Origin of the sequence: Micromonospora olivasterospora (assembly GCF_007830265.1) — a bacterium.
Classification (GTDB): domain Bacteria; phylum Actinomycetota; class Actinomycetes; order Mycobacteriales; family Micromonosporaceae; genus Micromonospora; species Micromonospora olivasterospora.
This window is the reverse complement of the sequence record NZ_VLKE01000001.1, coordinates 1,673,224-1,699,798: the sequence shown is the minus strand read 5'-3', so window position 1 is coordinate 1,699,798 and position 26,575 is coordinate 1,673,224. Positions and strand designations below refer to the sequence as shown.

General features: G+C 74.4%; 22 protein-coding genes and 1 pseudogene. 14 read left to right on the top strand and 9 right to left on the bottom strand.

Annotated elements, in window-relative coordinates; genetic code table 11:
- The first annotated feature begins 2 nt into the window (after window positions 1–2).
- The 7 genes from JD77_RS31935 to JD77_RS07600 all read left to right on the top strand — a co-directional run bounded on the left by JD77_RS31935 (window position 3) and on the right by JD77_RS07600 (window position 7,040).
- Window positions 3–743, top strand: a complete 741-nt coding sequence (locus tag JD77_RS31935; RefSeq protein ID WP_170286303.1) for a hypothetical protein — start codon at window positions 3–5, stop codon at window positions 741–743.
- Between the two features lie 158 nt (window positions 744–901).
- The gene (locus JD77_RS07625; RefSeq protein ID WP_145773662.1) at window positions 902–1,507 is read left to right on the top strand and encodes a class I SAM-dependent methyltransferase; all 606 of its coding nucleotides are present in this window, start codon (window positions 902–904) and stop codon (window positions 1,505–1,507) included.
- 41 nt (window positions 1,508–1,548) lie between these two features.
- The gene (locus JD77_RS07620; RefSeq protein ID WP_145773661.1) at window positions 1,549–3,228 is read left to right on the top strand and encodes an ABC-F family ATP-binding cassette domain-containing protein; all 1,680 of its coding nucleotides are present in this window, start codon (window positions 1,549–1,551) and stop codon (window positions 3,226–3,228) included.
- 28 nt (window positions 3,229–3,256) lie between these two features.
- On the top strand, window positions 3,257–4,201 hold the full coding sequence (locus tag JD77_RS07615; protein WP_145777464.1) for an aldo/keto reductase: 945 nt from the start codon (window positions 3,257–3,259) through the stop codon (window positions 4,199–4,201).
- A 502-nt stretch (window positions 4,202–4,703) separates the two neighbouring features.
- Entirely contained in the window at window positions 4,704–5,189 is a 486-nt protein-coding gene (locus tag JD77_RS07610) for a hypothetical protein (protein ID WP_145773660.1), read from the top strand.
- 522 nt (window positions 5,190–5,711) lie between these two features.
- On the top strand, window positions 5,712–6,272 hold the full coding sequence (locus tag JD77_RS07605; protein ID WP_145773659.1) for a hypothetical protein: 561 nt from the start codon (window positions 5,712–5,714) through the stop codon (window positions 6,270–6,272).
- A gap of 294 nt (window positions 6,273–6,566) precedes the next feature.
- Window positions 6,567–7,040 (top strand): hypothetical protein, encoded by a 474-nt coding sequence (locus tag JD77_RS07600; protein WP_145773658.1) that lies wholly within the window; start codon window positions 6,567–6,569, stop codon window positions 7,038–7,040.
- A gap of 69 nt (window positions 7,041–7,109) precedes the next feature.
- Here JD77_RS07600 and JD77_RS07595 read toward each other — a convergent pair whose 3' ends face one another.
- From JD77_RS07595 to JD77_RS07585, 3 genes are read right to left on the bottom strand one after another with little or no spacing between them, the layout of a single operon-like run.
- Window positions 7,110–7,424, bottom strand: a complete 315-nt coding sequence (locus JD77_RS07595) for a cupin domain-containing protein (protein ID WP_145773657.1) — start codon at window positions 7,422–7,424, stop codon at window positions 7,110–7,112.
- On the bottom strand, window positions 7,421–8,371 hold the full coding sequence (locus JD77_RS07590) for an LLM class F420-dependent oxidoreductase (protein WP_145773656.1): 951 nt from the start codon (window positions 8,369–8,371) through the stop codon (window positions 7,421–7,423). The genes JD77_RS07595 and JD77_RS07590 overlap by 4 nt, the downstream gene beginning before the upstream one ends.
- A gap of 2 nt (window positions 8,372–8,373) precedes the next feature.
- Window positions 8,374–9,219 carry an ABC transporter ATP-binding protein gene (locus tag JD77_RS07585; protein WP_145773655.1) on the bottom strand — a complete coding sequence of 282 codons (846 nt, stop codon included), beginning with the start codon at window positions 9,217–9,219 and terminating at the stop codon, window positions 8,374–8,376.
- 270 nt (window positions 9,220–9,489) lie between these two features.
- Here JD77_RS07585 and JD77_RS07580 point away from each other — a divergent pair, with 270 nt between their 5' ends.
- Window positions 9,490–10,518, top strand: coding sequence for an ABC transporter substrate-binding protein (locus tag JD77_RS07580; RefSeq protein WP_145773654.1), 1,029 nt, complete (start codon window positions 9,490–9,492; stop codon window positions 10,516–10,518).
- A 99-nt stretch (window positions 10,519–10,617) separates the two neighbouring features.
- On the top strand, window positions 10,618–11,472 hold the full coding sequence (locus JD77_RS07575) for an ABC transporter permease (RefSeq protein WP_145773653.1): 855 nt from the start codon (window positions 10,618–10,620) through the stop codon (window positions 11,470–11,472).
- Window positions 11,473–11,538: 66 nt separating this feature from the next.
- On the opposite strand, the gene JD77_RS07570 is transcribed toward JD77_RS07575, so the two are convergent.
- Window positions 11,539–12,720, bottom strand: coding sequence for an ABC transporter substrate-binding protein (locus tag JD77_RS07570; RefSeq protein ID WP_145773652.1), 1,182 nt, complete (start codon window positions 12,718–12,720; stop codon window positions 11,539–11,541).
- Between the two features lie 451 nt (window positions 12,721–13,171).
- Here JD77_RS07570 and JD77_RS07565 point away from each other — a divergent pair, with 451 nt between their 5' ends.
- The 5 genes from JD77_RS07565 to JD77_RS07545 all read left to right on the top strand — a co-directional run bounded on the left by JD77_RS07565 (window position 13,172) and on the right by JD77_RS07545 (window position 18,816).
- On the top strand, window positions 13,172–16,408 hold the full coding sequence (locus JD77_RS07565; protein WP_145773651.1) for a sensor histidine kinase: 3,237 nt from the start codon (window positions 13,172–13,174) through the stop codon (window positions 16,406–16,408).
- On the top strand, window positions 16,405–16,812 hold the full coding sequence (locus tag JD77_RS07560) for a roadblock/LC7 domain-containing protein (protein WP_145773650.1): 408 nt from the start codon (window positions 16,405–16,407) through the stop codon (window positions 16,810–16,812). Before JD77_RS07565 ends, JD77_RS07560 begins: the two co-directional genes overlap by 4 nt.
- A gap of 66 nt (window positions 16,813–16,878) precedes the next feature.
- Window positions 16,879–17,286 (top strand): DUF742 domain-containing protein, encoded by a 408-nt coding sequence (locus JD77_RS07555; protein ID WP_246140563.1) that lies wholly within the window; start codon window positions 16,879–16,881, stop codon window positions 17,284–17,286.
- 40 nt (window positions 17,287–17,326) lie between these two features.
- Window positions 17,327–18,169, top strand: a complete 843-nt coding sequence (locus tag JD77_RS07550; protein ID WP_145773437.1) for an IS5 family transposase — start codon at window positions 17,327–17,329, stop codon at window positions 18,167–18,169.
- 26 nt (window positions 18,170–18,195) lie between these two features.
- Window positions 18,196–18,816, top strand: coding sequence for a GTP-binding protein (locus tag JD77_RS07545; RefSeq protein ID WP_145773649.1), 621 nt, complete (start codon window positions 18,196–18,198; stop codon window positions 18,814–18,816).
- A gap of 67 nt (window positions 18,817–18,883) precedes the next feature.
- Here JD77_RS07545 and JD77_RS07540 read toward each other — a convergent pair whose 3' ends face one another.
- From JD77_RS07540 to JD77_RS07520, 5 genes and pseudogenes are all read right to left on the bottom strand, one after another.
- Window positions 18,884–19,972, bottom strand: coding sequence for a uroporphyrinogen-III synthase (locus tag JD77_RS07540; RefSeq protein ID WP_145773648.1), 1,089 nt, complete (start codon window positions 19,970–19,972; stop codon window positions 18,884–18,886).
- On the bottom strand, window positions 19,972–20,319 hold the full coding sequence (nirD, locus tag JD77_RS07535) for a nitrite reductase small subunit NirD (protein ID WP_145773647.1): 348 nt from the start codon (window positions 20,317–20,319) through the stop codon (window positions 19,972–19,974). Before nirD ends, JD77_RS07540 begins: the two co-directional genes overlap by 1 nt.
- Window positions 20,316–22,868: a nitrite reductase large subunit NirB gene (gene nirB, locus JD77_RS07530; protein ID WP_145773646.1), complete on the bottom strand. Its 2,553-nt coding sequence runs from the start codon at window positions 22,866–22,868 to the stop codon at window positions 20,316–20,318. Before nirB ends, nirD begins: the two co-directional genes overlap by 4 nt.
- Window positions 22,865–24,349: an FAD-dependent oxidoreductase gene (locus JD77_RS07525; protein ID WP_145773645.1), complete on the bottom strand. Its 1,485-nt coding sequence runs from the start codon at window positions 24,347–24,349 to the stop codon at window positions 22,865–22,867. Before JD77_RS07525 ends, nirB begins: the two co-directional genes overlap by 4 nt.
- Window positions 24,346–26,384 (bottom strand): annotated as a pseudogene (locus JD77_RS07520) (molybdopterin oxidoreductase family protein). The gene JD77_RS07525 and the pseudogene JD77_RS07520 overlap by 4 nt, the downstream one beginning before the upstream one ends.
- Window positions 26,385–26,575: the final 191 nt, after the last annotated feature.

The following is a 26,575-nucleotide window of genomic DNA, read 5'->3' as shown; positions in this document are numbered from 1 at the left end:
CGGTGCTGGACGACCTCCGGTTCGTGCTGGCCGTGCGGCTGCTGTGCATGGTGGGCGCGGGGCTGGGGCTGGTGTTGCGGGTGGGCGGGCGGTTCGTGCTGGACGTGAGCCCGCGGGTCGTGCTGAACCGTTTGCGAGTCGTAGTGTGCCTGCGGCCGGGGCTGGTGCTGAACGGCCTGCGGTTCGTGCTGGACGTACGCCTGCGGATCGTGCTGTGTGTACGCCTGCGGATCGTGCCGCGGGTGGGCCGGCGGGTGCTGCTGGACGTACGCCTGCGGTTGAGGGTGCGTGTACGCCGGTGGTTCGTGCTGGACGTACGCCTGCGGTTCATGCTGCGGATAGGCCGGCGGCTGGTGCCGTGCGTAGGCCTGGGGGTCGTGCTGCGGGTAGGCCGGCGGGTGGTGCTGGACGTACGCCGCCGGCTCCGGTTGGGCGCGGTCCACCTGTTCGTGCGGGGGGTGGGCTGCGCCGGCCGGGTATGCCGGTCCGGCGGCGCGGGCCGGCGCGGGGCCGGGCGCGCGTCCGGCCGTCGGGCCGGGGCCGGGCGGCGCGATGCGGGTGACCCGGGGCAGCGACGGCGTCGGGAAGCGGGACGGGGAGGGCCTGGAGCGGAGGGGCGGGCGGCCGGCCCGCGTCGACGGGTCGGATCCCGACCCCGGGTACTCCTCGAATGCGTCCTCATCGGACTCGGGCCGATACACCATGTCGCCCAGGGTAGGACTTATTATCCCTTTAGCGGGTAATAATGAGAAATTGCGGCGGAGTGGCGTGTCGCCTGGCAGTGGGCCGGGGCAGGCGGGCGAGCACGGCGGCGCGTCCCCGGCGCGGCGGCGAGCGGTCGGGAACGACTGGCGCGCGGCCGAGAGCAGCGGCGCGCGGCGCCAGTGCGAGAATGCCGGGCGTGACCGGCGACCACTACTTCACCGCTGAGCCCGCCGTCCCGGCCCGCCCCCGGGAGGTCGAGTTCACCGTCGCCGGGCGTGCCTACACACTGGCCTCGGCCGGCGGGGTCTTCTCCGCCGACCGCCTCGACCCGGGCACGGCCGTGCTGCTGCGCAAGGCCGAGCTGCCGGCCCCGGAGGTCGCCGGGCCCCTGCTCGACCTGGGCTGCGGCTTCGGCCCGATCACCTGCGTGCTCGCCGACCGCGCGCCCCGGGCCGCCGTCTGGGCGGTAGACGTCAACAAGCGGGCCCGGGAACTCACCGCCGCCAACGCGGCCCGGCTCGGCGCCGCCGACCGGGTACGGGTGGCCGCCCCGGACGAGGTGCCGGACGGGCTGACCTTCGCGCAGCTCTGGTCCAACCCGCCGATCCATGTCGGCAAGGAGGGCCTGCACGAGCTGCTCAGGCGCTGGCTGCCCCGGCTCGCCCCGGACGGCGTGGCGTGGCTGGTGATCGCGCGGCACCTCGGCGGCGACTCGCTGCACCGGTGGCTGGTCGAGCAGGGCTGGCAGGTGGAGCGGCACGCCAGCCAAAAGGGCTTCCGGGTGCTGCGGGTCACCCGGTAATTGGCTGGAGCCCGTCCCGGTCCCTCCGGGAGGATGCCGGCGTGGGATACGTGGACGTGGCGGCGGTCGGGCACATCCTGCCCGACGGCCGGGAGCTCTTCACCGACGTGTCGTTCCGGGTCGGTGAGGGGGCCAAGGTCGCCCTCGTCGGCCCCAACGGCGCGGGCAAGACCACGCTGCTGCGGATGGTCGCCGGGGACCTGCCGGTGAAGACCGGCGCCGTCTCCCGCTCCGGCGGCCTCGGCGTGATGCGGCAGTTCATCGGCATGATCGGCGACGACTCCACCCTCGCCGACCTGGCGCTGTCGCTCGCCCCGCCGACGCTGCGCGACGCCGGCCACCGGCTCGCCGAGACCGAGGCGGCCATGCGGGCGGCCGAGGTGCGCGGCAAGTACAGCAGCGCGGCCGGCAAGGCCCAGCTCGCGTACGCCGACGCGCTCGCCGCCTGGGGAGAGGTCGGCGGGTACGACGCCGAGGTGCTCTGCGACACCGTCGCCACGATCGTGCTCGACCTGCCGTGGGACGGCGCGCGGGAGCGTCCCGTGCGGACCCTCTCCGGCGGGCAGCAGAAGCGCTTCGCCCTGGAACTGCTGCTGCGCGGCACCGACGAGGTGCTGCTGCTCGACGAGCCGGACAACTTCCTCGACGTGCCCGGCAAGCGCTGGCTGGAGGCGCGGCTGCGGGAGTCGGGCAAGTCGGTGCTGTACGTCTCGCACGACCGGGAGCTGCTGGCGCAGACCGCCGACCGGGTGGTGGCCGTCGAGGGCGGCAGCGCCTGGGTGCACCCGGGCGGCTTCGCGAGCTGGCACGAGGCCCGGGTGGCCCGGCACGCCCGCCTCGACGAGCAGCGCCGCCGCTGGGACGAGGAGCACCAGAAGCTGCGCGAGCTGGTGCTGATGTACAAGCAGAAAGCCGCGTACAACGACGGGATGGCCTCGCGGTACCAGGCCGCACAGACCCGGCTGCGCAAGTTCGAGGAGGCCGGGCCGCCGCCCGTACCGCCGAAGGACCAGGACATCCGGATGCGCCTGAGCGGCGGGCGGACCGGCAAGCGCGCGGTGGTCGCCGAGCAGCTGGAGCTGGACGGCCTGACGTACCCCTTCGACCTGGAGGTCTGGTACGGCGACCGGGTGGCGGTGCTCGGCGCGAACGGCACCGGCAAGTCGCACTTCCTGCGGCTGCTGGCGCGGGGCGGCACCGACCCGGACCCGGCCAACGGGCCGGTCGACGGCGCGGCGGCCCTCGCCTCGGTGGCCCACGACGGCATGGTGCGGCTCGGCGCGCGGGTCCGCCCCGGCCACTTCTCGCAGACCCACGACCGCCCCGAGCTGATGGAGCGGACGCTGGTCGACATCCTCTGGCGGGGCGACGAGCACCGGGCCGGGATGGACCGGCACGCGGCGATGGCGGCGCTGTCCCGGTACGAGCTGGCCGGGCAGGGCGACCAGCGGCTCGGCACCCTCTCGGGCGGGCAGCAGGCCCGCTTCCTGGTGCTGCTGCTGGAGCTGTCCGGGGCGACCCTGCTCCTGCTCGACGAGCCCACCGACAACCTCGACCTGGCCAGCGCGGAGGCCCTCGAAGCCGGCCTGAACGCGTTCGAGGGGACGGTGCTCGCGGTGACCCACGACCGCTGGTTCACCCGTACCTTCGACCGGTTCGTGCTGTTCCGCGGCGACGGCGAGGTGGTGGAGACCCCGGAGCCGGTCTGGGACGTCCGGTGAGAGGCATAGGGTTGATCTCGTGACTGAGATGACCTATCGCCGGCTGGGCGACTCCGGGCTCGTGGTGTCCGCGGTCGGCGTCGGCTGCAACAACTTCGGCCGCAAGCTCGACCCCGACGGCACCCGCGCGGTCGTCGACGCCGCCCTCGACGCCGGGATCACCCTGTTCGACACCGCCGACATCTACGGCGAGCCGCAGGGCGGCTCGGAGGAGCTGCTCGGCCAGGCGCTCAAGGGCCGGCGGGACGACGTGGTGCTGGCCACCAAGTTCGGCATGGACATGCACGGCCTCAACGGGCCGGACTTCGGCGCGCGGGGCTCGCGGCGGTACATCGCCCGGGCGGTGGAGGCGTCGCTGCGCCGGCTCGGCACCGACCACATCGACCTGTACCAGATGCACGAGCCCGACCCCGGCACCCCGATCGACGAGACCCTCGCCGCCCTGGACGACCTGGTCCGCGCCGGCAAGGTCCGCTACCTGGGCAACTCCAACTTCGCCGGCTGGCAGATCGCCGACGCCGACTGGACCGCCTCCTCCCAGGGGCTGACCCGGTTCGTCAGCGCGCAGAACCACTACAGCCTGCTGGAGCGCGGCGTCGAGGCCGACGTCATCCCCGCCTGCGAGCGGTTCGGCCTGGGCATGCTGCCGTTCTTCCCGCTGGCCAACGGGCTGCTCACCGGCAAGTACAAGCGGAGCGAGGCGCCGCCCGCCGGCAGCCGGCTCTCCGCCGGCGGCCGGTACGCGCAGCGCCTGGCCGCCGCGGACTGGGACACCATCGAGGCGCTGGAGGCGTACGCCGCGGAGCGCGGCCTGTCCCTGCTCCAGGTGGCCATCGGCGGGCTGGCCGCCCGGCCCGTGGTGGCCTCGGTGATCGCCGGCGCCACCACGCCGGAGCAGGTGCGGGCCAACGCCGAGGCCGGCACCTGGCAGCCCACCGACGCCGACCTCGACGCCCTGGACGCCATCCTCTGACGGGTGCCCGATCGTGGGCGCGGCGCGGTCAGTCTCGGTGGTGGCGGCCGGGGGACGGCGGCTGCCGTCCTGACCGGCCCTGGGGTGGGAGAGGCCGGCGACCCAGTCCACGTAGTCCGCGTCCTGCGCGGGCAGCGGCTCCATCTCGCGGCCCCCGTTGTCGCGGTCCGTCCCGGCGTCCTCGCTGGCCCGGGGCCGGTTGCGCCGGAACAGGCCCCGCCGGATCCGGGACAGGCCGCCGCTCGATTCCTCGGTTGCCCCGGCGGGAACACCGGCGGCCGAACCATTGTCGCCGGCCGGCGGCTCGCCCGGGTAGGCGGCGGACCAGGCCGGGTCGTGGCCGACCGAGGGTCCCACGGGGCCACGGGCGACCGGGACCGCCCAGTCGACCGGCTGGGGCCCGGCCCGGCGGGCGGTGCTGGCCAGGGCGTCCCAGTTCGAGGCGCGGTCCAGGTCGGGCTCGGGCATGGGGGCCCGGTGCCGGGGGAGGGAAGCCGGGTCGATGAACTCGGGCTCCGTCGGCCCGCCGGGCGCGTACGGCGGAACCGGCTCGGCGGCGGACCAGGTCGGCTGGGGTACGGCGGGCGGCGCCAGGTCGTCGATGGAGGGCGCCTCGAAGTACGCCGGACCGGGGCGCCCCGGTGCCGGGAAGGCCGTCGGACCAGCCGTCGCCGGGTTGCGGGGAGCGGGCGGCACGGGGTTGCCGCGCGGCGTACCGGGGCCGGCGACGGAGCCAGCCGCCCCCTGGTGGACCACCCGCGCGCTGCTGTCCGCGCCGGCCGCCGGGGCGTGCCCGGTGACCGGGCCAGGGTCGGCATGGGCCGGGCCGGTGCCGGTGGCGGACCTGTCCGTGACAGCCGGGCGGGCGCCGGCGCCGGTCGGGTCTTCTTCCGCGCGGGCGGTGCTCGCGTCGGTGCGGCGCTGGCCTGCGTCGGCGTGCCCCGGGCTCGCGGCGGCCCGGATGGCGCTCGCGTCCGTACGGTCGTGATCGACGCTCGGGCGCACCGGGCTCGCGGCCGGGCCGGGGACTGCGGCGTCGGGGTTGGCCGGGGCGGCCGCCGGCCCGGGGACCGGGGCCGTCACCTCGGCCGGCGCGCCGGCCGCGCCCGGGCGGGTGTCCGTCCCGGCGGACGCGGCGGCGTCGGCTGTGGCCCTGCCCGGCCGCTTGCGGGCGCCGCTCCGACCGGCCGCACCGCCCGCCGGCACGGAGGCGGCCGGGTCGGCCAGCGCGGGGCTCGGCCCGGCCGGGTCGGAGCTGGCCGGGTCGGAGGCGGCCGGATCCGCCACGGCTGGGCCGGGGCCAACCGGACCGGACGCGGCGGAGTCCTTCGGCTTCCGGGTCCGCTTCTCCCGCGGGGCGGGCGCGACGCGGGAGTCCGCCCCACCCCGCGCGACCGGGACCGGCTCGTCCCGCACGGCCGGAGCCGGCTCGTCCCGCACGGCGGGAGCCGCCTGCTCGCGCGCGGCCGGAGCCGCTTCCTCCCCGGCAGCGGGTGCGGCTTCCTGCCGCGTGACCGGGGCCGGTTCGACGGAGGCACTCGTCTCCTGCCGCGCGACCGGAGCGGCCAGCCTCTCCTCGGCGGCCGGTGCGTCCGCGGGCGCTGGCCAGTCCCAGTGGGCCGGGGCGGGGTCGGGCGTGCTGCCCGGCGCGCGGCCCCCGCGCCCGCCGGTGCGCGCCGGCCGGTCGTCCGTCGCCGCGTGGGCGGGCCCGGCGGCATCCCCGACATCGGCGACATCGGCGGCCGGGACCGGCTCGGCGGCGGGGTGGGGCAGCGGCTCGCCGACGGTCGCGGCCACCCGGCGGGCGCCCCGGTCGTCGGTGCCGCCGCGGTCGACCGGGCCGCCGCTGCGGGCCAGGTCGACGGTGCCGGCCAGGCCGACGGTGGCGGCATCGGGCTCGTCACCGGTGGGCCTGGCGGGGCCGGTGGGCAGGGGGCGGAGGATGTCGGTGGGCTCGATCGCCGGGTCAGCGGCACCGTCGGCGGCGTCGTGGGCGGTGAGCGGCCAGCGGACCAGCGTGGCGGCCGTCGAACCGAGCACGCCGGCGAAGACGGCGATCAGGGCACCGTAGTAGGGCGCGAGCTGGTACCGGTCGGCGGCGTCGCCGGGGCCGGCGGTCAGGTAGGCGAAGGCGACCACCACCGGGCCGGCCGCGCCGGCCGCACCGCCGATGATCGGGGGGTGGTTGCGCCAGCGGGCCAGCGCGCCCGAGGCTGCGCCAGCGAGCAGGGCCAGCAGCGGCAGTACGAGCATCGCCAGCCGCTGCGCCGCGTCGACGCTCAGCCACCTGGGCTCCGGCACCCCGAGCCGTACGGTGTGCAGTGGGCCGGTGCCGAGCAGCCCGGGCAGGGACGAGAGGAGGGCGATGGCCCAGATCCCGCAGGCCACCGTCGCGACGTTCCAGCCCAGCGGCGGGCGGAGCAGCACGGCGAGGGCGGCCCCGGCGCCGAGCACCGCGCCGAGGATCGCGCAGATGGCGACCGCCCAGACCGGGTCCACGTTGTTCAGCTCGGCGGCCCGCGCCGGCTGCATGCACAGCGGCGCGACGACGGTCGCGCCCAGCGCCGAGGCGCCAGCCGTCCCGAGCCGCCCGGCCGTGGTGCCCATGGCACCGCGGGCGCGGGCGAGTCGTTCGGTGACGATGGCGCCGACCACGGCGGCGCTCGCGGCGAACCAGCCGACCCAGACCAGTTGGGCCGGCCAGCGGTTGACGGTGGCGTCGGTGAAGGCGCCGGTGAGTTGGACGATGCCGAACCCGTACGCGACGCCGAGCTGGCCGGCTCCGGCCAGCACGCTCACCCCGAGCGCCGTGAGCAGCCATCTGCCCCACGTGCGATAGGCCATATCGGGCACGTTACGGCCCGGTACGCCCGATCGCCACCTTGACGCGGCGCGGCGTCGTGGCTGCTTACCGCTGCTTCAGCTCGACCAACCGCGCCAGGTACGTCGTGTCTCCCACGTTGGTGAGCATGTGGACCGCCCCCGGATCCCGGTAGACCACTCCGCCGGTCGGCTCGTCCGCGTCGATCGTCTTCCCGTCGATCGTCTGCACGACGTTCTTCGCGCCCTGCACGGCGATGACCAGGTACGGGTGGTCGTGGCGGTGCAGCGGCTGGCGCTCGCCCGGCTCCAGCCGGATGTGCCACACCCGCACCCGGTCGTTCTCGTAGACGATCTCCTGGCCCACCGGGCCCAGCTCGACCCCGTCGACGACGTCGGTCATCGGTCCGCTCCCAACTGCGGCAGCACCTCCGCCGCGACGAGTTCCAGGTGGTCGAGGTCGGCGAGGTCGATCAGCCGCAGGTGCACGCGGGTCGTCCCGATCGCGGCGAACTCGCCGATCCGGTCGACCAACTGGGCGGGGGAGCCGATCACCGGATCCTCCGGCGGCAGGGCGCTCTTGACGTGCAGCGGCGCGGCCCGCCGCCGCGCCTCGGCGTCGGTCCGCCCGATGGCCACCACGATCCCGGTGGAGAGCACCAGCGGCGCCCGCCCCGACTCCGTACGGCCGTGGCGCTCGCACGCCTCGGCCACCCGCTCGTACGCGACCGCCGTCTCGGCGACGCTCTTGAACGGCAGGTTGAACTCGTCGGCGTACCGGGCGGCCAGCTCGGGGGTGCGCTTGGGGCCGCGCCCGCCGACGATGACCGGCGGGCCCGGCTGCTGCACCGGCTTGGGCAGGGCGGGCGCGTCGGCCAGCCGGTAGTGCTCGCCGGTGAAGCTGTACGTCTCGTCGACGGGAGTGCGCCACAGCCCCGTGATCACTTCGAGCTGCTCGGCCAGCCGGTCGAAGCGCTCCCCGACGGAGGGGAACGGGATGCCGTACGAGGTGTGCTCCCGCTCGTACCAGCCGGCGCCGATGCCCAGCTCCACCCGGCCGCCGCTCATCTGGTCGACCTGGGCGACCATCACCGCGAGCGGCCCGGGCAGCCGGAACGTGGCCGAGGTGACCAGGGTGCCGAGCCGGATCCGGGTGGTCTCCCGGGCGAGGGCGGCCAGCGTGAGCCAGGCGTCGGTGGGGCCGGGCAGCCCCGGGTCGGCGCCCATCGACTGGTAGTGGTCGGCGCGGAGGAAGCCCTCGAAGCCGGCCGCCTCGACCGCGCGCGCGAAGCGCAACTGGTCGTCGTAGCTGGCGCCGCGGTGCGGCTCGGTGAAGATGGACACCCGCATGGTCAGCGTCCCTCGGTGCCGGCCTTCGCCGGCGCCTCCTCGCGTACGCCGCTGCCGGCCGGCGTCGCGACGGCGTCGGCCGGGCCGGTGGGGGCGTCGCGCTCCATCAGCAGCTCGTGCAGCTCGGCGCTGACGCGGGCGACGTCGGCCAGGTGGGCGTTGCGGCCGAGGGTGCGGGGCCGCGGGATGTCCACCTGGACCGTCGACCGGATGCGGCCGGGACGGGGGCTGAGCACGACCACCCGGTCGGCGAGCAGCACCGCCTCGTCGATCGAGTGGGTGACGAAGACGACGGTGGCCCCGCTCGTCACGTGGATCCGCTGGAGCTCGCCGGAGAGCTCCTCGCGGGTGAGCGCGTCGAGGGCGGAGAAGGGCTCGTCCATCAGCATCACCCGTGGGTCGCCGATCAGCGACCGGCACAGCGAGACCCGCTGCTGCATGCCGCCGGAGAGCTCGTGCGGGAGCCGCTTCTCGAACCCGGCCAGCCCGGCCAGTTCGAGCAGCTCACGGGCCCGTTCCCGGTGCTTGGCCCGGCTCCAGCCGAAGATCTCCACGGGCAGCAGGACGTTGTCCAGCACCGACCGCCAGGGCAGCAGGGCGGGCCGCTGGAACAGCATGGCGATGTCCCGACGGGGGCGGGTGATCGGCGTACCGGCGACGGTGATCTGCCCGGCGGTCGCCGGGATCAGCCCGGCGATCATCCGCAGCAGGGTGGACTTGCCGCAGCCCGAGCGGCCGAGTACGGCGAGGAACTCGCCCTCGGCGACGTCGAGATCGATGCCCCGCAGGGCCTCGACGCGGCCGGCGCGGCCGTCGAAGGTACGGGACACCCCGGACAGTTGGATCATCGCCGGCGGCCTCCCTGAGTAGGTGGTCAGGTTCGGATCCCCGGAAGGGTAGCCGGAGAGTGTTCTAGCACCACAGTGCGGGCTGGAGAACACTTCGTATCCGTTCCGCAACCGATACATCTAGCTACACCGGCTGGTCCTTCTCGTACGCTGTGCCCGCTAAGAGTCCCCTCCGACGGCGGCGCCGGCCCCCCCTCTGTCGACGCCGCTGCTCTCGACGACCCGTCCAGGCGGCTTGTCGCCCCTGGCCGGAAAGGACATGGTGCACAGATGAGAAGGCTGACCCGCTCGGTCGCCACCGCCGCCCTCGCCGCCGCCCTCACCCTGGTGTCCGCTTGCAGCGGCGGCTCGGACTCCTCGGAGGCCAAGGGCGGTGGCGGCACGGCGCTGGATAAGGTGACCTACCTCACCTCGTTCGGCAACTTCGGCCGTGACTCGTACGCCTGGGTGGCCAAGGAGAAGGGCTTCTTCAAGGAGGCCGGCTTCGACGTGGACATCAAGCCCGGACAGGGCACGGGCGGCGTGATCCAGACCGTCGTCGGCGGCCAGGCCAACTTCGGCGTCATCGACCTCACCGGCGGCCTGCTCCAGGTCGGCAACGGCCAGGCCAAGGACTTCGTCGCGGTCGCCGCGATCCAGCAGCGCACCATGGCTGCCATCGTGAGCGTCGAGGGCAAGGGCATCGCCGCTCCGAAGGACCTGGAGGGCAAGAAGCTCGCCGACACCCCCGGCTCCGTGGTCCGCAACCTGTTCCCGACGTACGCCCGACTGGCCGGTGTGGACGCCACCAAGGTGACCTGGGTCAACGGCGAGGCGCAGACCCTGATGGGCACGCTGGCCTCCGGCCAGGTCGACGGCATCGGCCAGTTCGTCGTCGGCCAGCCCACGGTGGCCGCGGTGACCAAGAAGACGCCGGTCGTCCTGCCGTACAGCAACGTGATGCAGGACCTCTACGGCAACGCGCTGATCACCTCGTCGAAGACGGCCAAGGAAAAGCCCGAGATGGTCAAGAAGTTCACCGCCGCGCTGCTCAGGGGCCTGGAATACGCCCTGGCCAACCCCCAGGAGGCGGCCGACATCCTGAAGAAGAACGTCGACGCCACCGTCCCGGCGGCGGCCGCCGCCGAGCTGCAGCTGATGGCCGGGTACGTCCGGTCGAGCAACTCCGGCACCGCGATCGGCACCCTGGACGGCGGCCGGGTCGCCAAGGCCATCGCGATCCTGCAGGGCGCGGGCTCGCTCAAGCAGAACATCACCCCTGACCAGGTCATCGACTTCAACCTCGTGCCGAAGGCCTGACCTGTTCGACCGAGCAGAAAGGGGGTGCGCCCCGCCGGCCTCCGGCGGGGCGCACCCCCCGTTCCGTCCCGGCCACCGCCGGACACAGAGGAGGAGAAGATGACCGACCTGCGGTCACCGGAGCCCGCGGTGGCGTCCCGGCCCGCCGTTCCCGCGTCGGCCGGAGGCCCCGGCCTCGGTGCCGGGCTGCGGGCCGGCGCGAGCAGGGCGCTGCTGCCCGCGACCGGCCTGCTGGTCGCGTTCGCGGTGTGGTGGCTCACCGCCCGGCTGGAACTGGTCCACACCGCCGCCCTGCCCACCCCCGGCTCGGTGCTGACGGCGTTCACCGACAAGCCGGACAAGATGCTCGCGCACACCGGCGACACCCTGTGGGAGATCCTGCTCGGCTTCGCGCTGTCGTCCGTGGCCGGGGTCCTGATCGGGCTCTCGCTCGCCGCCTCGCGGACGGTCGAGCGGATGTTCACCCCGCTGCTCGTCGCGGTCAACGCGGTACCGAAGATCACCCTCGGGCCGCTGCTGGTGGTGGCGCTCGGCTGGGGTCAGAGGCCGATCCTGACCATGGTCTTCCTGCTCTGCTTCTTCCCGATCGTGCTGTCCACCGCGACCGGCCTGACCACCACCCCGGCGGACCTCGCGGAGCTGGCCCGCTCGCTGAACGCGTCCTGGTGGCAGGCGTTCCGCAAGGTGCGGCTCCCCGCCGCGTTGCCGCAGATCTTCGTCGGCCTGAAGGTGGCCATGCCGCTGGCCGCGATCGGCGCCGTGATCGGCGAGTTCCAGGCCGGCGAGAGTGGCCTCGGGTACGTGGTCACCCAGTACGCGGGCATCGGCGACACCGCGACCGCCTGGGCGGCCATCATGCTGGTGGCGCTGGTGAGCATCCTGCTCTACTCGGCACTGGTGCTCGCCGAGTGGCTGGCCCTGCCGTGGGTGCGGGAGACGACCTCCACCCGCTGAGCCCCGCGAGCGGGGAGAGTGCCCGGCCGGACCCGGCACGGACACTCTCTCCGCTCGCGCGTGGGATCAGCCGGCGAGGCGCCACCGGCCGCCCCGGGCGACCAGGGTGGTCAGGGCCTGGGGCATCAGGCCCGAGTGGTTGTCCGGCGTCATCCGGATCGGGCCGGACAGGCCGTCCAGCTGGGACGTCTCGAGCACGTCGCGCAGGCCGTCCCGGTTCACCTTGCCGGCCGGGCCGCCGGCCCGCAGCTCGGCGTCGGCGATGAGCTGCACCGCGTCCGCCGCGAACGACGAGGAGCCGTTGTAGCCGCCGAACCTGGCCGTGTAGTCCTGGAACCACTGGCGGCGGGCCGCCTTGGCCGGGGTGGTGGCGATGACGTCGTCGATCACCATGGTCTGGGTGAAGACCAGCGTGGCCTTCTCGGTGGACTTGGCCGAGGCGCCGAGGAACAGGTCCCCGGCGGCCGCCGCGTCGAAGAAGAGCGAGCCCTTGAAGCTCGCCGCCTGCGCGGCGGTCGCGGCCAGCATCGCCTGCTCGGGCGGCGTCCAGATGACCAGCGCCTGCGGCTTCTCCCCGGTCACCGTGGCGACCGGCTCGTTGACGTCGGTGACGGTGGTCCGGACCGCCTCGTCGGCAACCAGCTTGATGTCGACCTTGTCGAACTCGCGGCGCAGCGCGGTGAGCCCCTCTTCGCCGTAGCTGTCGTCGCTGCGCAGTAGGGCGGCCTTGCGGACGCCGCGGCGGCGCAGCTCGGAGGTGAGGGCGGCGGCGCTGTCGGCCGCGTTCGGGGCGAGTTTGAAGACGTACCGGCGTTCGGCGACGGGATTGGCGACCGCGCTGGACGCGGCGAGCGCGATGGTCGGGATTTTCTTCTCGTTCACCGTACGAACGGCGCCAACCGCGCATTCGTTGCAGCCGCCCATGATGATCGCGCTTACCCGCGAATCGCTGCTGAAATCTCCGATGTTGCGCAGCGACTCGCTCGCGTCCGAGCGGTTGTCCTTCACCTTCAGCTCGATCGTCCGGCCGCCCAGGGCGCCGGAGGCGTTCAGTTGGTCGCGCTTCAGTTCCAGCGCGCGCTGGAACGCCTTCCCGACCGCGGCCGCGGGGCCGGACAGTTCCAGGTCGGCGGCGATCACGATCGGGCTCGTGTCCTGCTCCTCCGCGCCGAGCTGGCAGCCGGTGAGCGTGGTGGCCACGAGGGCCGATGCGAGCGCCGCGATGGTCACGGAGCGGATGGGGCTCAACTCAGTCCTCCAGGTGCGGCGCGGGCGATGCCCCGTCACCGCCGCTTGTTCCGTTTCGTCCTCAGTGGAGAAACGAGATTGGTTGCCGTACGGTGTGCGCGAAGCCTGCAAAACCTTGCCAATGCCGGGCCCCGCGGTCAAGCGCGGACCCCTGCGGCTTTTTCGGGACGAGCGTCCCACATGTTGGGGTTGCCCGACGTTTACAAACGCTTACTCTGCATTATCAAGCGACCACTCTGGAGTTACATGCCCTGCTCAGGGGCTTGGGGAAATGAAGGTAAAAGGTGACCGGATCACGGGATGAGTGGCGCCCGACCGTTTCCCGCCTCACTGCGACTTCCCAAACACGATCCTCTCTGGTGAAATCGCGGCCGTGCCGCGCGCGGTGCCTTCCGGAGCGCCGGGCACGGGTCGGCGGTTCAGGCGTGGAAAGAACGACGGAGGCGATGTCGTGAGCACCGGACCCACCACCGTGCCCAGGAGCGGCGAGTCCGAACGGCGGAGCCGGGGCCGCCGGCTGCCCCGTCTCCGGGACGCCCGCATCCGTTCCAAGCTGGCGCTGATCCTGGTCGTCCCGGTCGCCGCGGTCATCGCGCTGGCCACCATCCGGCTGATCTCGACCGGCCAGGGCGCCGTCGAGGCGACCCAACTCCGCGCGCTCACCACGCTGTCGGCCGACGTCTCCGCGCTCACGCAGGAACTGCACAAGGAGCGGATGGCGGCCGCCAACTACCTGGCCCGGCCGGGGGAGAAGCCCGACGCGTTCAACCTGCGGGTGCGCAGCACGGACGCCCGGATCGAGACGTACAACGCCGAGCGCGCCCAGATCGGCGAGGTCCCGGCCGCGGTGCGTAACCGGCTGGAGGCCATCGACGACCACCTGCGGACCCTGAACAGCACCCGGCAGGAGGTGCTGGACCGGCAGCAGATGCCGGTCGCCGAGGCGGCGCTGCGCTACGGCGTCATCCTGACCGACCTGGTCTCCTACGGCGACACCCTGGCCCAGCTACCCGGCCAGGAGGGTCTGGCGGACAAGCGCCGGGCGGTGGCCGCGTTCGCGCACGCGAAGGCGGCGGTCGCCGAGGAGGAGTCGGTCGCCTTCACCGCGCTCTCGGCCGGCCGCATCGACGAGGAGCAGTTCTCCTCGTTCGTCGCCACCCTGACCAGCCAGCAGGAGGCCCTGGTCTCGTTCTCGCTGGTGGCCGACCCGGCCCAGCGGGCCCTGGTCGACGGCACGGTCTCCGGCGACGCGGTGGTGCTCGCGGACCGGGTGGCCGCCGACGTGACCCGGTCCGTCGGCCAGGACCCGCTGGTCACCGCCGCCGACGCCTCGTCGGCGATGGGCGCGGTCAACGACCTGATGCGGTGGGCGGAGATCCGCCTCCAGGACAAACTGCTCGCCGAGACCGAGGACGCCCGCTCCGCCGTCATCCGGCAGGCCATCATCGAGTCGCTGCTGGTGCTGCTCACCCTGGTCATCGCCGTCACGCTGGCCGTGGTGCTGGCCCGCTCGCTCAACCACTCGCTGCGCCGCCTGCGCGAGGGCGCCCTGCAGGTGGCGGACCGCGACCTGCCGGAGGCCGTGCAGCGGCTGCAGAACGTCGGCAGCGTCGGCGACGGCGGCGTGGAGGAGATCGTCCGGGAGGTCCGGGACCCGATCCAACTCACCAACCGGGACGAGGTGGGCCAGGTCGCCTCGGCCTTCAACGTCGTCCACCGCGAGGCGGTCCGGATCGCGGCCGAGCAGGCCGCCCTGCGGACCAGCGTCTCGGCGATGTTCCTCAACCTGGCCCGGCGCAGTCAGACCCTGGTCGACCGGATGATCGGCGAGCTGGACGCGATCGAGCGCGACGAGGAGGACCCGAAGCGGCTGGCCAAGCTCTTCGAGCTGGACCACCTGGCCACCCGGATGCGTCGCAACGACGAGAACCTGCTGGTCCTCGCCGGCGCCGACTCCGGCGTGCCACGCCGGGAGGACGCGCTGGTCATCGACGTGCTGCGAGCGTCCCAGTCCGAGGTCGAGCAGTACAACCGCATCGAGTTCGGCACCGTCGACACCGACATCTCCGTCGCCGCGCACGCGGTCAACGACGTCGTCCGGCTGGTCGCCGAGCTGCTCGACAACGCCACCCGCTTCTCCCCGCCGAACACGGTCGTCGTCGCCGACGGCCGGCGGATCCGGGACTACGTGCTGATCCAGGTCGAGGACCGGGGCCTCGGCCTGACCGACGAGCAGCTCGACTCGCTGAACCGCCGGCTGTCCGCCCCGTCGACCGTGGACGTGGCCGCGTTCCGGCTGATGGGTCTCGCCGTGGTGAGCCGCCTCGCGTCCCGGCACGGCATCCGGGTGGAGCTGCGGCGCAACGTGGAGGGCGGCACCGTCGCGCAGGTGACGCTGCCCAACTCGGCCGTGGTGCTGCCGTCGCTGCGCGGACGGGAGCAGGCCCTGACCGCGCCGCCGCGGCACCCGGCCCCCATCGAACAGTCGCCGCTGAGCCCGATGGGGCTCGGCGAGCCGCACGCCGGCGCCGGCCGTACGTCGGCGGCCACGCTGACCGACCAGTGGCGGACGTCCGCCCCGACGCCGGCCCGCTGGCAGACCCAGGCGGACGCCCGCGACAACGCGTCGCCGGTGCAGCTCGGCGGCCTGGCCCCGGCGTCGCCGGCCCTCCCGCCCGTCGCGCCACCGACGCCCACCCCGCCCCCGGCCCAGTCGACGTTCGCCGGCGGCGGCCTGTCGGCGGGGGGGCCGACCACGGCGTACCCGACGATCGACCCGCTGCCGAAGCGGGTGCCGGGCGGCGATCCGATCAAGCCGATCGCGCCCCCGGCCCCCGCGCCGGTGCTGCCGGCTGGCCCGGCCCCCGCGCCGGTGCTGCCGGCCGGCCCGGTCGCCGGGGCGGTGCCGAGCGCCCCGGCGGTGCCGGTGGCCCCGCCGGCCCCGCCGGCCCGGCCGGCCGAGGCGCCGATCTTCCGCGAGATGGAGGCGGTCTGGTTCCGGTCGCACGGCAACGACGCCACGGCGATCTTCCAGCGGCCCAGCTTCGACGACGAGCCGGCACCGGCCGCGCCTCGGGTCGCCCCGGAGGCGCCCCGGCCCACGCTGGCCACCCGTGTCCCGGGCGCCACCTCCATGGCCACCGCCCCGCCGGCCGCGGCTCCCATGGCCACCGCCCCGCCGGCCGCGGCTCCCATGGCCGCCGCCCCGCCGGCCGCGGCTCCCACGGCCGCCGCCCCGCCGGCCGCGGCTCCCATGCCCACCGCCCCGCCGGCCGCGGCTCCCATGCCCACCGCCCCGCCGGCCGCGGCTCCCATGCCCACCGCCCCGCCGGCCGCGGCTCCCACGACCGCCGCGCCGACGCCGCCGCCCGCGTACGCCCCGCCCGCGGAGCCGGCCCCGGCGATCGACCCGGACGCCTGGCGGACCGCGGCCGACGAGGGCTGGTCCCGCGCCAGCCGGGCGGCCGAGCCGGACGCCGGCGGGACCACCCGCTCCGGCCTGCCGAAGCGGGTGCCGCAGGCGCAGCTCGTCCCCGGCGGGATCGAGGCCAAGAGCAGTCGCGGGCGCACCCGGCGCAGCCCGGACGAAGTACGCGGCCTGCTGTCGGCCTACCACCGCGGCGTGCAGCGGGGACGGTCCGCCGGCGCGGACCTCAACAGCACCTCGACCAAGGAGACGAACCGATGAACAGGCCAGCGGCCATGCAGGACATGGGTTGGCTGCTCACCAACTTCGCCGACAGCGTGGCGGGTATCGCCCACGTGGTGGCGGTGTCCGCGGACGGGCTGCTGCTCGCCTCGTCGCGGGACCTGCCCCAGGACCGGGCCGACCAGCTCGCCGCGATCACGTCGGGCGTGGTGAGCCTCACGGAGGGCGCGGCCCGGATGTTCAGCGCCGGTGGGGTGCTCCAGACAGTCATCGAGATGGACAGCGGGTATCTGTTCCTCATGTCGATCAGCGACGGCTCGTCGATGGCCGTGCTCGCCGCGCGCAGCTGCGACGTCGGCCAGGTCGGCTACGAGATGGCGCTGCTGGTCGAGCGGGTGGGCGCCGCGCTGGTGCCGCTGCCCCGCGACGCGGTCCGCGCGTAGCGCGGCCGCAGGGACGAAAATCGACGGCGCCGAGGGACGGCGCCGACCGGGAGGAGGTGATCGCGGATGGACCAACGGCGAGAGGACCCGCGGGGTGCGCTGGTACGTCCGTATGCGGTCACCCGCGGCCGTACCGAGCCGCGGCAGGACATCGCGCTGGAGGCGGTGCTGACCGCCAGCCCGACCGCGGTCGCCGAATCCCGGTTCGCGGGCCACGACAAGCACCGTATCGCCACGATCTGCGAGGGCCGGCCCCAGTCGCTGGCGGAGATCGCCGCGTACGCCCGGATGCCGCTCGGTGTCGCCCGGGTGCTGGTCGCCGACATGGTGGCCGAGAACCTGCTGACGCTACACACTGCCGCTTCCCCCGACGGGTACGAGGAGCGGATGGAAATCCTTGGAAGGGTGCTAAGAGCCCGCGCAAATAGGTCAGACGCGCTGCCCCAGATACGAGGCGGGCACGGACATCCATGATCATGAAGGTGCTTACGCCTCGTGATCGCCAGGAGTGTCCGTGCCCGTTGTTCCATCATGGCTGATGACCCCGCTGTGGGACCAGTTCGCCGCGCTGTTGCCCGAGCGGCCGCGGGTTGATCCGTCGCATCCGCTGGGGTGTCACCGGCCGCGGGTGGCGGATCGGCTGATATTCGAGAAGTTGTTGCAGGTGCTGCGGTTCGGGTGTGCGTACGAGTCGATCGCGGACAGTGGTTGTTCGGCGACGACGATCCGGAACCGGCGTGACGAGTGGATCACGCTGGGCGTGTTCGAACAATTGAAGGCCATCGTATTGGACACCTATGACCGGATTGTCGGACTGATTCTGGACGATATCTCGGTGGACGGGTGTATCACCAAGGCTCCCGGTGGCGGTGAGGTCGCCGGCCGGTCTCCGGTCGACCGGGGCAAGCAGGGGATGAAACGCTCCAGCATGGTCGAGGCCCGGGGGATCCCTCTCGACCGGGTTCTGGCCGGCGCGAACCGTCATGATTCACCACTACTGGCGTCTACTCTGGACAAGCTGGATGTGTTCGGTCCGCTGCCGGAGAAGGTGACAGTACACCTGGACGCCGGCTACGACTCGGCGGTCACCCGCGAGCTTCTGGCCGGCCGTAACCTGCACGCCGAAATAGCCCATAAGGGCGACAAAGCACCCATCCAGGCGGGCCGCAGGTGGCATGTCGAGCGGACGAACGCCTGGCACAACGCCTTCAACCGCCTGCAACGCTGCTACGAACGCCGAGAACGCGTCATCGACGCGTTCTTCGACCTCGCCGACGCGATCATCACTCTACGTAGCCTGATCCGGCAGGCATGGACCCTCTACCGCTGGGACAACCGTCCCACCCGGCGCCCATGATCTTGACCTATCTGCGCGACCTCTAAGTGGACTTCGCAGGCTATGACCCGGCCGGGGCGCGCCGCAACCGCGGGATCACCTCCGCGAAGATCGTGATTGCGGGCGGCTTCGGCGTGGGCAAGACGACCCTGGTCGGCGCGGTCTCGGAGATCACTCCGCTGACCACCGAGGCGGTGATGACCGCGGCCGGCGTCGGCATCGACGACCCGTCGAAGGTGCCGGGGAAGCAGACCACCACCGTCGCCATGGACTTCGGCCGTATCACCATGGCCGAGGACCTGATCCTGTATCTCTTCGGAACGCCTGGCCAGACCCGGTTCTGGTTCATGTGGGACGAGATCATCAAGGGTGCGGTGGGCGCCGCGGTGCTGGTCGACACCCGCCGGATCACCGACGCCTTCGCGCCCCTGGACTACTTCGAGAACCGCGGGCTGCCGTACGTCGTGGCGCTCAACCGGTTCGACAACGCTCCGCAGTACGAGCTGGACGAGGTGCGCGAGGCCCTGGCCATCTCACCGCAGGTGCCGCTGATCATGACCGACGCCCGGCACCGCGAGGCGGTGAAGCAGGTCCTGGTCACGGTCGTGGAACACGCGATGATGCGGCTGCAGGCCGAGCACGGCCGCGGCTACCCCGCCCGGGTCTGAGCCGCGCCGACCGCCGACCCGGCGGCGGTGGCCGCGTCCGGCCAGATCCCGGAGGCGATGGTCGCGCTCACTCGACGCGGAGGCGGTAGCCGCGCTTGACGACCGTCTGCACCGCCCGGGGCGCGCGCAGCCCGGCCCGCAGCCGGGCCACCGCCATCTCCACCGCGTGTTCGTCGGCGCCGCGCGGCAGCGCGCGCAGCAGTACGGTACGGGACAGCACCCGACCGGGGGACACGGCCAGCGCCCGCAGCACCGCCATGGGGGCGGGGGCGAGCGGCCGCAACTCGCCGTCGACTATGGCCGCGTGCCCGCGCAGGGTCAGCTGGTGTCCGGCGGCCCGAATGGTGACGGCGCGCTGGGGCAGCTCGTCCACGATGGTCCGGACCAGCGCGCCGAGCCGCGCCCGGCTCGGCGCGCTGACCGGCACGCCGCGGCGGATCAGGGGTTCGGCGGTCACCGGGCCGACGCAGCCGGCCAGCACGTCGCCGCGCAGCGCGTCCAGCACCGTCTCGGTCCGGTCCCCGGCGGCGCGCAGCAACGCCTCGGCGGCGGCGGCGGAGGTGAACGTGACCGCGTCCACCAGCCGCCCGGCGACGAGGTCGATCAGCCGGTGCAGCGGGGCGGGGTCGGCCGGCGGGGCCCACCGGTAGACGGGAATCTCGATCACCGTGGCGCCGGCCGCCTCCAGTGCCTCGGTGCACTCCGGCTGCCGCTCGCCGTGCAGTTGGAGCGCGACGACCTGGCCCGCCACCCCACGCCGGAGCAGGTGGTCCACGACCTCGTCGCAGCTCTCCGAGGCCGGGGACCAGTGCTCGCGCAGCCCGGCCGCCCGGATCGCTCCGGTCGCCTTCGGACCCCGGGCGACCACGTACGACCGGGAGAGCACGTCGCGCAGGGGCTCGCCCAGGGCCCACCCCTCGGCGGCCTCCAGCCAGCCGCGCATCCCGATGCCGGTGTTCGCCATCAGGACGTCCGGCGGACGGTCGAGGCACGCCCGGGTGGCGTCGCGCAGTTCGGTGTCGTCGGCCAGCGGCGCGATCCGCAGGGCCGGCGCGAGCACCACCCGGGCGCCGCGCCGCTGCAGCAGCGTGGCCAACTCGTCGCGTCGCCGGTCGGCGGTGACGCCGATGGTGAAGCCGGCCAGTTCCTCCCGCATCACCCCTCCTGTCGTAGCCGCACCTCGACCAGCCCGTTCCGGCAGCGCACCTCGTGCCGCCGCAGCGCCACGTCCGGGAGGTCCAGGCACCGCCCGGTCCGCAGGTCGTAGACCTGCTTGTGCAGCGGGGAGGCGAGCGTGGGAACGCCGCCACGGCTGCCCACGATCCCCCGGGACATCACGTACGCGCCGCCGACCGGGTCCAGGTTGTCGACCGCGTACAGTTCGCCGCCCGTTCGGAAGAGGGCGACCTGCACGCCGTCGACCAGCGCGGCCGCGCCCCGGTCCGGGTCCAGCAGGTCGAGCGGGCAGACCACTGCCCAGTCCAACATGGTCGGCGCGGTCATCGGCGTACCTCCGGAAGTCCCAGGGTGACCGGCTGGCGCCGGCGGTCGGCGGCGGCCGCCGGTGGCGCCCCGCGTACGGGCACCGGCTGGCCGCGTTCGACGGCGAACGTGATGGACGAGTCGGGCACGTCGGGGGCGTTGACGAAGGAGGTGAAGCGGCGCAGCCGGTCCGGGTCCTCCAGGACGTCCCGCCACTCGTCGGAGTACGACGCGACGTGCCGGGCCATCGCCGCGTCGAGTTCGGCGCAGAGCCCGAGCGAGTCGTCCACGATCACCGAGCGCAGGTGGTCGAGGCCGCCGTCCATCGCCTCGATCCAGGCGGCGGTGCGCTGCAACCGGTCGGCGGTGCGGATGTAGTACATCAGGAACCGGTCGATGAGCCGGACCAGCTCCTCGGTGGACAGGTCGGTGGCGAACAGGTCGGCGTGCCGGGGGCGGAAGCCACCGTTGCCGCCGACGTAGAGGTTCCAGCCGGTCTCGGTGGCGATGATGCCGAAGTCCTTGCCGCGTGCCTCGGCGCACTCGCGGGCGCAGCCGGAGACCGCCGACTTGAGCTTGTGCGGGGCCCGCAACCCCCGGTAGCGCAGTTCGAGGGCGATGGCCAGCCCGACCGAGTCCTGCACCCCGTACCGGCACCAGGTCTCGCCGACGCAGGACTTCACCGTGCGCAGCGCCTTGCCGTACGCGTGGCCGGACTCGAAGCCGGCGTCGACCAGCCGGCGCCAGATCTGCGGGAGCTGCTCGACCCGGGCGCCGAACAGGTCGATTCGCTGCCCGCCGGTGATCTTCGTGTAGAGCCGGAAGTCCCGGGCCACCTCGCCGATCACGATGAGTTTCTCCGGGCTGATCTCTCCGCCCGGGATCCGGGGTACCACCGAGTAGCTGCCGTCGCGTTGCAGGTTGGCCAGGAAGTGGTCGTTGGTGTCCTGCAGGGACGCCTGCTCGCCGTCGAGCACGTGCCCGGTGCCGAGCGAGGCGAGGATCGAGGCCACCACCGGCTTGCAGATGTCGCAGCCGCGCCCCCGCCCGTGCTCGGCGATGAGCTGGGAGAAGGTGCGGATGCCGCGGACCCGGACGATGTCGAACAGCTCCTGCCGGCTGGCGGCGAAGTGCTCGCAGAGCGCGGTGGACTGCCGCACCCCGGCCGCGTCCAGCAGCTGCTTCAGCATCGGGACGCAGGAGCCGCAGCTCGTACCGGCCCGGGTGCACGCCTTCAGCGCCGGCACGTCGGCCGCGCCGTCCGCGATGGCCGCGTCGATCTGCTCGCGGGTCACGGCGTTGCACGAGCACACCTGCGCCGCGGCCGGCAGCGCGCCGACCCCCGCGGTCGCGCCGCCGGCCGGCGCCAGCAGCGCCAGCGGGGGACCGGGCAGCGGCCCGCCGACGCACGCCCGCAGCGTCGGGTACGCGCTCGCGTCGCCGACCAGCACGCCGCCGAGCAGCGTCTGCGCGTCGTCGGAGAGGACCAGCTTCGCGTACGCGCGGGTGGCCGGGTCGGTGAAGGTGACGTCGAGGCAGCCCGGGGTGACGCCGTGCGCGTCGCCGAACGAGGCCACGTCCACGCCGAGCAGCTTCAGCTTGGTGGCGGTGTCCGCGCCGGGGAAGGTCGCCGCCCCGCCGAGCAGCCGGTCGGCGACCACCTCGGCGGTCGCGTAGCCGGGGGCGACCAGGCCGTGGCAGGTGCCGTCCACCGCGGCGCACTCGCCGACCGCCCAGATCCGCTCGTCCGCCGTCCGGCAGGCGTCGTCGACCAGCACGCCGCCGCGCGGCCCGAGCGGCAGCCCGGCGGCCCTGGCCAGCTCGTCCCGGGGCCGGATGCCGGCGGCCACCACGACCAGCTCCGCGTCGAGCGTACGGCCGTCGGAGAGCTCCAGAGCGGCGACCGCGCCGTCCGGGCCGGGGCGCAGGGCGGTGGTGGCCACCCCGAGGTACGAGGTGACGCCCAACTCCTCGACGTAGCGGCGGAGCATCGCCCCGCCAGCCTCGTCCACCTGCACCGGCATCAGCCGGGGCGCGAACTCCACCACGCTGGTGGACAGGTCGAGCAGGCGCAGCGCGTTCGCCGCCTCCAGGCCGAGCAGGCCGCCGCCGATCACCGCCCCGGTCCGCCGGCCCCGGGCGTGCTCCCGGATGGCCTCCAGATCGTCCAGGGTCCGGTAGACGAAGACCCCCGGCAGGTCGGTGCCGTCGACGGGCGGCACGAACGCGTACGACCCCGTGGCCAGCACCAGGGCGTCGTACGGGTGCTCGCCGGCGGCCGTGGTCACCACCCGCCGGGCCCGGTCGATCCCGGTGGCCGGCTCGCCCAGGCGCAGCTCCACCCCGTCGTCGGGGGTGTGCAGGTTCAGCTCCTCGGCACTGGCCCCGTCGAAGAAGGCCGAGAGCCGCACCCGGTCGTACGCCGGGCGCCGCTCCTCGGCGAGCACCGTCACCCGCCAACGCCGCTCGTGGTCCCGGGCCCGCAACGCCTCGACGAAGCGCTGCCCGACCATGCCGTTGCCGACGACCACCACCCTGCCGCCGCTGTTTCCTTCGCGTCGCTCGCTCATCGCGTCACCTCCATACCGTTCCTCGTTCCAGCCGTCGCCGGTTCCGCCCCGGCGAGCCACTCGGCGATGCCGGCCACGGCGTCGCGGCAGCCGCCGCAGCCGGTCCCGGCCCGGGTCCCCGCCGACAGTTCCTCGACGGTCCTGGCCCCGGAGCGCCAGCACGCCACCAGCGCGCCCTTGCTGACGTCGTTGCACTGGCACACCGTGGCCGCGTCCGGCATCAGCGCCGGGGACGCGGCCGGGGTGGCCGGGGCGGCGCCGAGCGCCCGCCCGAGCAGCAGCGACCGGCGGTCCGCCGGCACCGGGCCGCCCCGGTCGAAGAGCTGCACCACGGTGCCGACGGCCGGGTTGTCGCCGAGCAGGATCGCCCCGGTCAACCGGTCGTCGCGGATCCGCAGCCGGGCGTACGTGCCGCGGGCCGGGTCCGCGAAGGTCAGCTCCTCGACCGCTCCACCGTGGAGCCCGCCGCCGTCCCGCCCGGCCTCGGCGGCGTCGCCCATCGCGGCCAGGTCGATGCCGGCCGCCTTGAGCCGGGTCACCACGGGCCGGGGCCGGTACCGGGCGTCCGGGTCGTCCCCGGCCAGCACCTGGGCCACCACCCGGGCCTGCGCCCAGGCGGGGGCGACGAGCCCGGTCAGCGCGCCGGCGTGCTGGGCGCAGTCGCCGATCGCCGAGACGTGCGGGTCGCTGGTCCGCATCCGGTCGTCCACCACCACACCCCGGTCCACGGCGAGCCCGGCCGCGGCGGCCAGGCTGGTGTCGGGGCGTACGCCGCAGGAGAGGACGAGCAGGTCGGCGCGGAGCGCGCGGCCGTCGGCGAGGTCGAGGCGTACGCCGTCGGAGTCGGCGGCCACCCCGGTCGCCGGGACGGCCAGCGCGGTCCGTACGCCGAGCCCGGCGAGGGTGCCGGCGAGCATCGTCCCGGCGGCCGGGTCGAGCTGCCGCTCCATCAGCCAGCCGGTCGGGTGCACCACCGTCACGTCCAGCCCCCGGGCGGCGAGCCCGCGGGCCGCCTCCAGGCCGAGCAGCCCGCCGCCGAGCACCAGGACGCGGCGGGCGTCCCGGGCGACGGCGAGGATCCGCCGGCAGTCGTCCAGCGTGCGGAACGGGATCACCCGGTCGGGCAGCGGGTCGAGCCCGGGCAATGGCGGCACCACGGCCCGGCTGCCGGTGGCGAGGACCAGGTGGTCGTAGCAGTGCCGGTCGCCGTCGGCGGTGCGTACCTCCCGGGCGGCCCGGTCGATCGCGGTGACCGCCACTCCGGTCCGGACCTCCACGCCCTGCCCGGCGACGTGGGTCAGTTCCACGTCCGGCTCGTCGATCTTTCCCGCGAGCAGCGTGGAGAGCATGATCCGGTTGTAGGCCCGGTGTAGCTCCGCCCCGAGCACGGTGACCTTCCGGTCGCCGTCCCGCGCGTGCAGCTCGGCGGCGAGCCGCGCGCCCGCCATCCCGTACCCGATCACGACGACTCGCTCGCTCATGCTCTCTCCACCCGGACCGCGCAGATCTTGAATTCCGGCATCCCGGAGACCGGATCGACGGCGTCGTTGGTGACCGAGTTGGCCCGGGCCGCGCCGGGCCAGTGGAACGGTGCGAAGACGGTGTCCGGCCGGATCGCCGGGCTGACCCGGGCCGGCGCCCGCAGCTCGCCCCGGCGGGAGACCACCCGCACCTCGTCGCCCTCGGCCACGCCGAGCCGGCCGGCCAGGTCCGGGTGCAGCTCGACGAAGCCGTTGGGGGCGGCCCGGCGCAGCGCGTCGACCCGGCGGGTCTGCGCGCCGGACTGGTACTGGGCGAGCACCCGGCCGGTGGTGAAGTGCAGTGGGTACTCGGCGGACACCTCCTCCGCGGCGGGTCGGTGCGTCACCGCGTGGAACCGGGCGCGCCCGTCCGGGGTGGGGAAGGAGCCGGCGAAGAGCCGGGGCGTGTCGGGCCCGTCCGGATCCGGGCAGGGCCAGAAGACGCCCTCGTCCCGTTCGACCCGTTCCCAGGTCACCCCGGCGTAGTCCGCCGGCCCGCCGGCGGAGGCCCGGCGGAGCTCCTCGAACACCGTACGCGGGTCGGCCGGGAAGCCCCGCCGCCGGCGCTGCCCCCGGCGGCCCTTCTTCCAGGCGGGCGGCGAGGGCGGCGAGCACGGCCAGGTCGGTACGGACCCCGGGGGCGGCTCCCGCAGCGCCCGCCGGCGCAGCACCCGACCCTCCAGGTTGGTCATCGTGCCGTCCTCCTCGGCCCACTGCGCGACGGGCAGCACCACGTCGGCCAGCTCGGCCGTCTCGGAGCGCAGGAAGTCGGCCACCACCAGCAGGTCCAGGTCGCGCAGCCGGGACTCGACCCGGGCCGCCCGGGGCGCGGACACCACCGGGTTGGAGCCGAAGACCAGCAGCGCCCGGGGCCGGTCGCGGTGCCGAGGGAGTCCAGCAGGGCGTACGCGGGCACGCCCGGCCCGGGCAGGTCTTCGGCGGGTACGCCCCAGACCCGCGCCACGTGCTCGCGGGCCGCCGGGTCGTCGATCCGCCGGTATCCGGGGAGCTGGTCGGCCTTCTGCCCGTGCTCCCGGCCGCCCTGGCCGTTGCCCTGTCCCGTGAGGCACCCGTACCCGGAGCCGGGGCGGCCGGGCAGGCCCAGGGCGAGCGCCAGGTTGACGAACGCGGTGACGGTGTCCACGCCCTTGGCGTGCTGTTCCGCGCCCCGGGCGGTGAGGATGATCGCGCGGTCCACGGTGGCCAGCGCCCGGGCGGTCGCCTCCAGGTCGGCCACCGGCACCCCGGAGAGGCGTTCCACCTCGGCCGGCCAGTATCCCGCCACGGTCCGCCGGACCTCGTCGAAGCCGCTGGTCCGCTCGGCCACGTACGCCCGGTCGACCCAGCCCTCGGAGAGCGCGACGTGCAGCAGCGCGTTGGCCACCGCCAGGTCGGTGCCGGGGAGTGGTTGCAGGTGCAGGTCGGCCTGGCGGGCGGTGGCGGTGAGCCGGGGGTCGACCACGATCAGCCGGCCGCCCCGGGCGCGCTGGTCGGCGAGGTGGCGCAGCAGCGGCGGCATGGTCTCGGCCGGGTTCGCGCCCACCAGCAGCAGGGTCTCCGCCCGGCCGAGGTCGGCGAGGGGGAACGGCAGCCCGCGGTCGACGCCGAAGGCGCGCAGCCCGGCCGCCGCGGCCGAGGACATGCACCAGCGGCCGTTGTAGTCGATGTGCCGGGTACGCAGCGCCACCCGGGCGAACTTGCCGAGCGCGTACGCCTTCTCGTTGGTCAGCCCGCCGCCGCCGAAGACCGCGACCGCGTCCCGCCCGTACCGGTCCTGGACGGCACGGATCCCGGTGGCCACCCGGTCGAGGGCCTCGTCCCAGCTCGCCGGGCGCAGTTCGCCGCCGCGGCGGTCCCGCACCAGCGGGGTGGTGAGCCGGTCCGGGTGGTCGAGCAGCTCGGCGGCGGTCCAGCCCTTCTGGCAGAGGCCGCCCCGGTTGGTGGGGAACTGCCGGGGAAGCACCTCGACCCGCCGGCCGTTCTCGCGCAGCACCATGCCGCACTGGAGGGCGCAGTACGGGCAGTGCGTGGCCGCCTCCCGGGGCGGGACCCCGGGTCGTGTCGTCACGCGCGCACCCTGTGTCATACCAGAAGAGCGTGCCGCCGGGCGGTTTCCGGTCGGGGTCCCTTCTGTTTCGGTCCTGTCAAGAGCGCCTCACACCGCACGGGAGTGACGGGCCGGACCGC

What these genes read in the sequence shown, in the direction of transcription:
- JD77_RS07525 (WP_145773645.1), bottom strand. Translation starts at nt 24,349, where the DNA reads ATGAGCGAGCGAGTCGTCGTGATCGGGTACGGGATGGCGGGCGCGCGG.
- nirD (WP_145773647.1), bottom strand. Translation starts at nt 20,319, where the DNA reads ATGACCGCGCCGACCATGTTGGACTGGGCAGTGGTCTGCCCGCTCGAC.
- JD77_RS07560 (WP_145773650.1), top strand. Translation starts at nt 16,405, where the DNA reads ATGAACAGGCCAGCGGCCATGCAGGACATGGGTTGGCTGCTCACCAAC.
- JD77_RS07595 (WP_145773657.1), bottom strand. Translation starts at nt 7,424, where the DNA reads ATGACCGACGTCGTCGACGGGGTCGAGCTGGGCCCGGTGGGCCAGGAG.
- JD77_RS07575 (WP_145773653.1), top strand. Translation starts at nt 10,618, where the DNA reads ATGACCGACCTGCGGTCACCGGAGCCCGCGGTGGCGTCCCGGCCCGCC.
- JD77_RS07610 (WP_145773660.1), top strand. Translation starts at nt 4,704, where the DNA reads ATGAACTCGGGCTCCGTCGGCCCGCCGGGCGCGTACGGCGGAACCGGC.
- JD77_RS07580 (WP_145773654.1), top strand. Translation starts at nt 9,490, where the DNA reads ATGAGAAGGCTGACCCGCTCGGTCGCCACCGCCGCCCTCGCCGCCGCC.
- JD77_RS07615 (WP_145777464.1), top strand. Translation starts at nt 3,257, where the DNA reads ATGACCTATCGCCGGCTGGGCGACTCCGGGCTCGTGGTGTCCGCGGTC.
- JD77_RS07590 (WP_145773656.1), bottom strand. Translation starts at nt 8,371, where the DNA reads ATGCGGGTGTCCATCTTCACCGAGCCGCACCGCGGCGCCAGCTACGAC.
- JD77_RS07540 (WP_145773648.1), bottom strand. Translation starts at nt 19,972, where the DNA reads ATGCGGGAGGAACTGGCCGGCTTCACCATCGGCGTCACCGCCGACCGG.
- JD77_RS07585 (WP_145773655.1), bottom strand. Translation starts at nt 9,219, where the DNA reads ATGATCCAACTGTCCGGGGTGTCCCGTACCTTCGACGGCCGCGCCGGC.
- JD77_RS07555 (WP_246140563.1), top strand. Translation starts at nt 16,879, where the DNA reads ATGGACCAACGGCGAGAGGACCCGCGGGGTGCGCTGGTACGTCCGTAT.
- JD77_RS07600 (WP_145773658.1), top strand. Translation starts at nt 6,567, where the DNA reads ATGGCCCAGATCCCGCAGGCCACCGTCGCGACGTTCCAGCCCAGCGGC.
- nirB (WP_145773646.1), bottom strand. Translation starts at nt 22,868, where the DNA reads ATGAGCGAGCGACGCGAAGGAAACAGCGGCGGCAGGGTGGTGGTCGTC.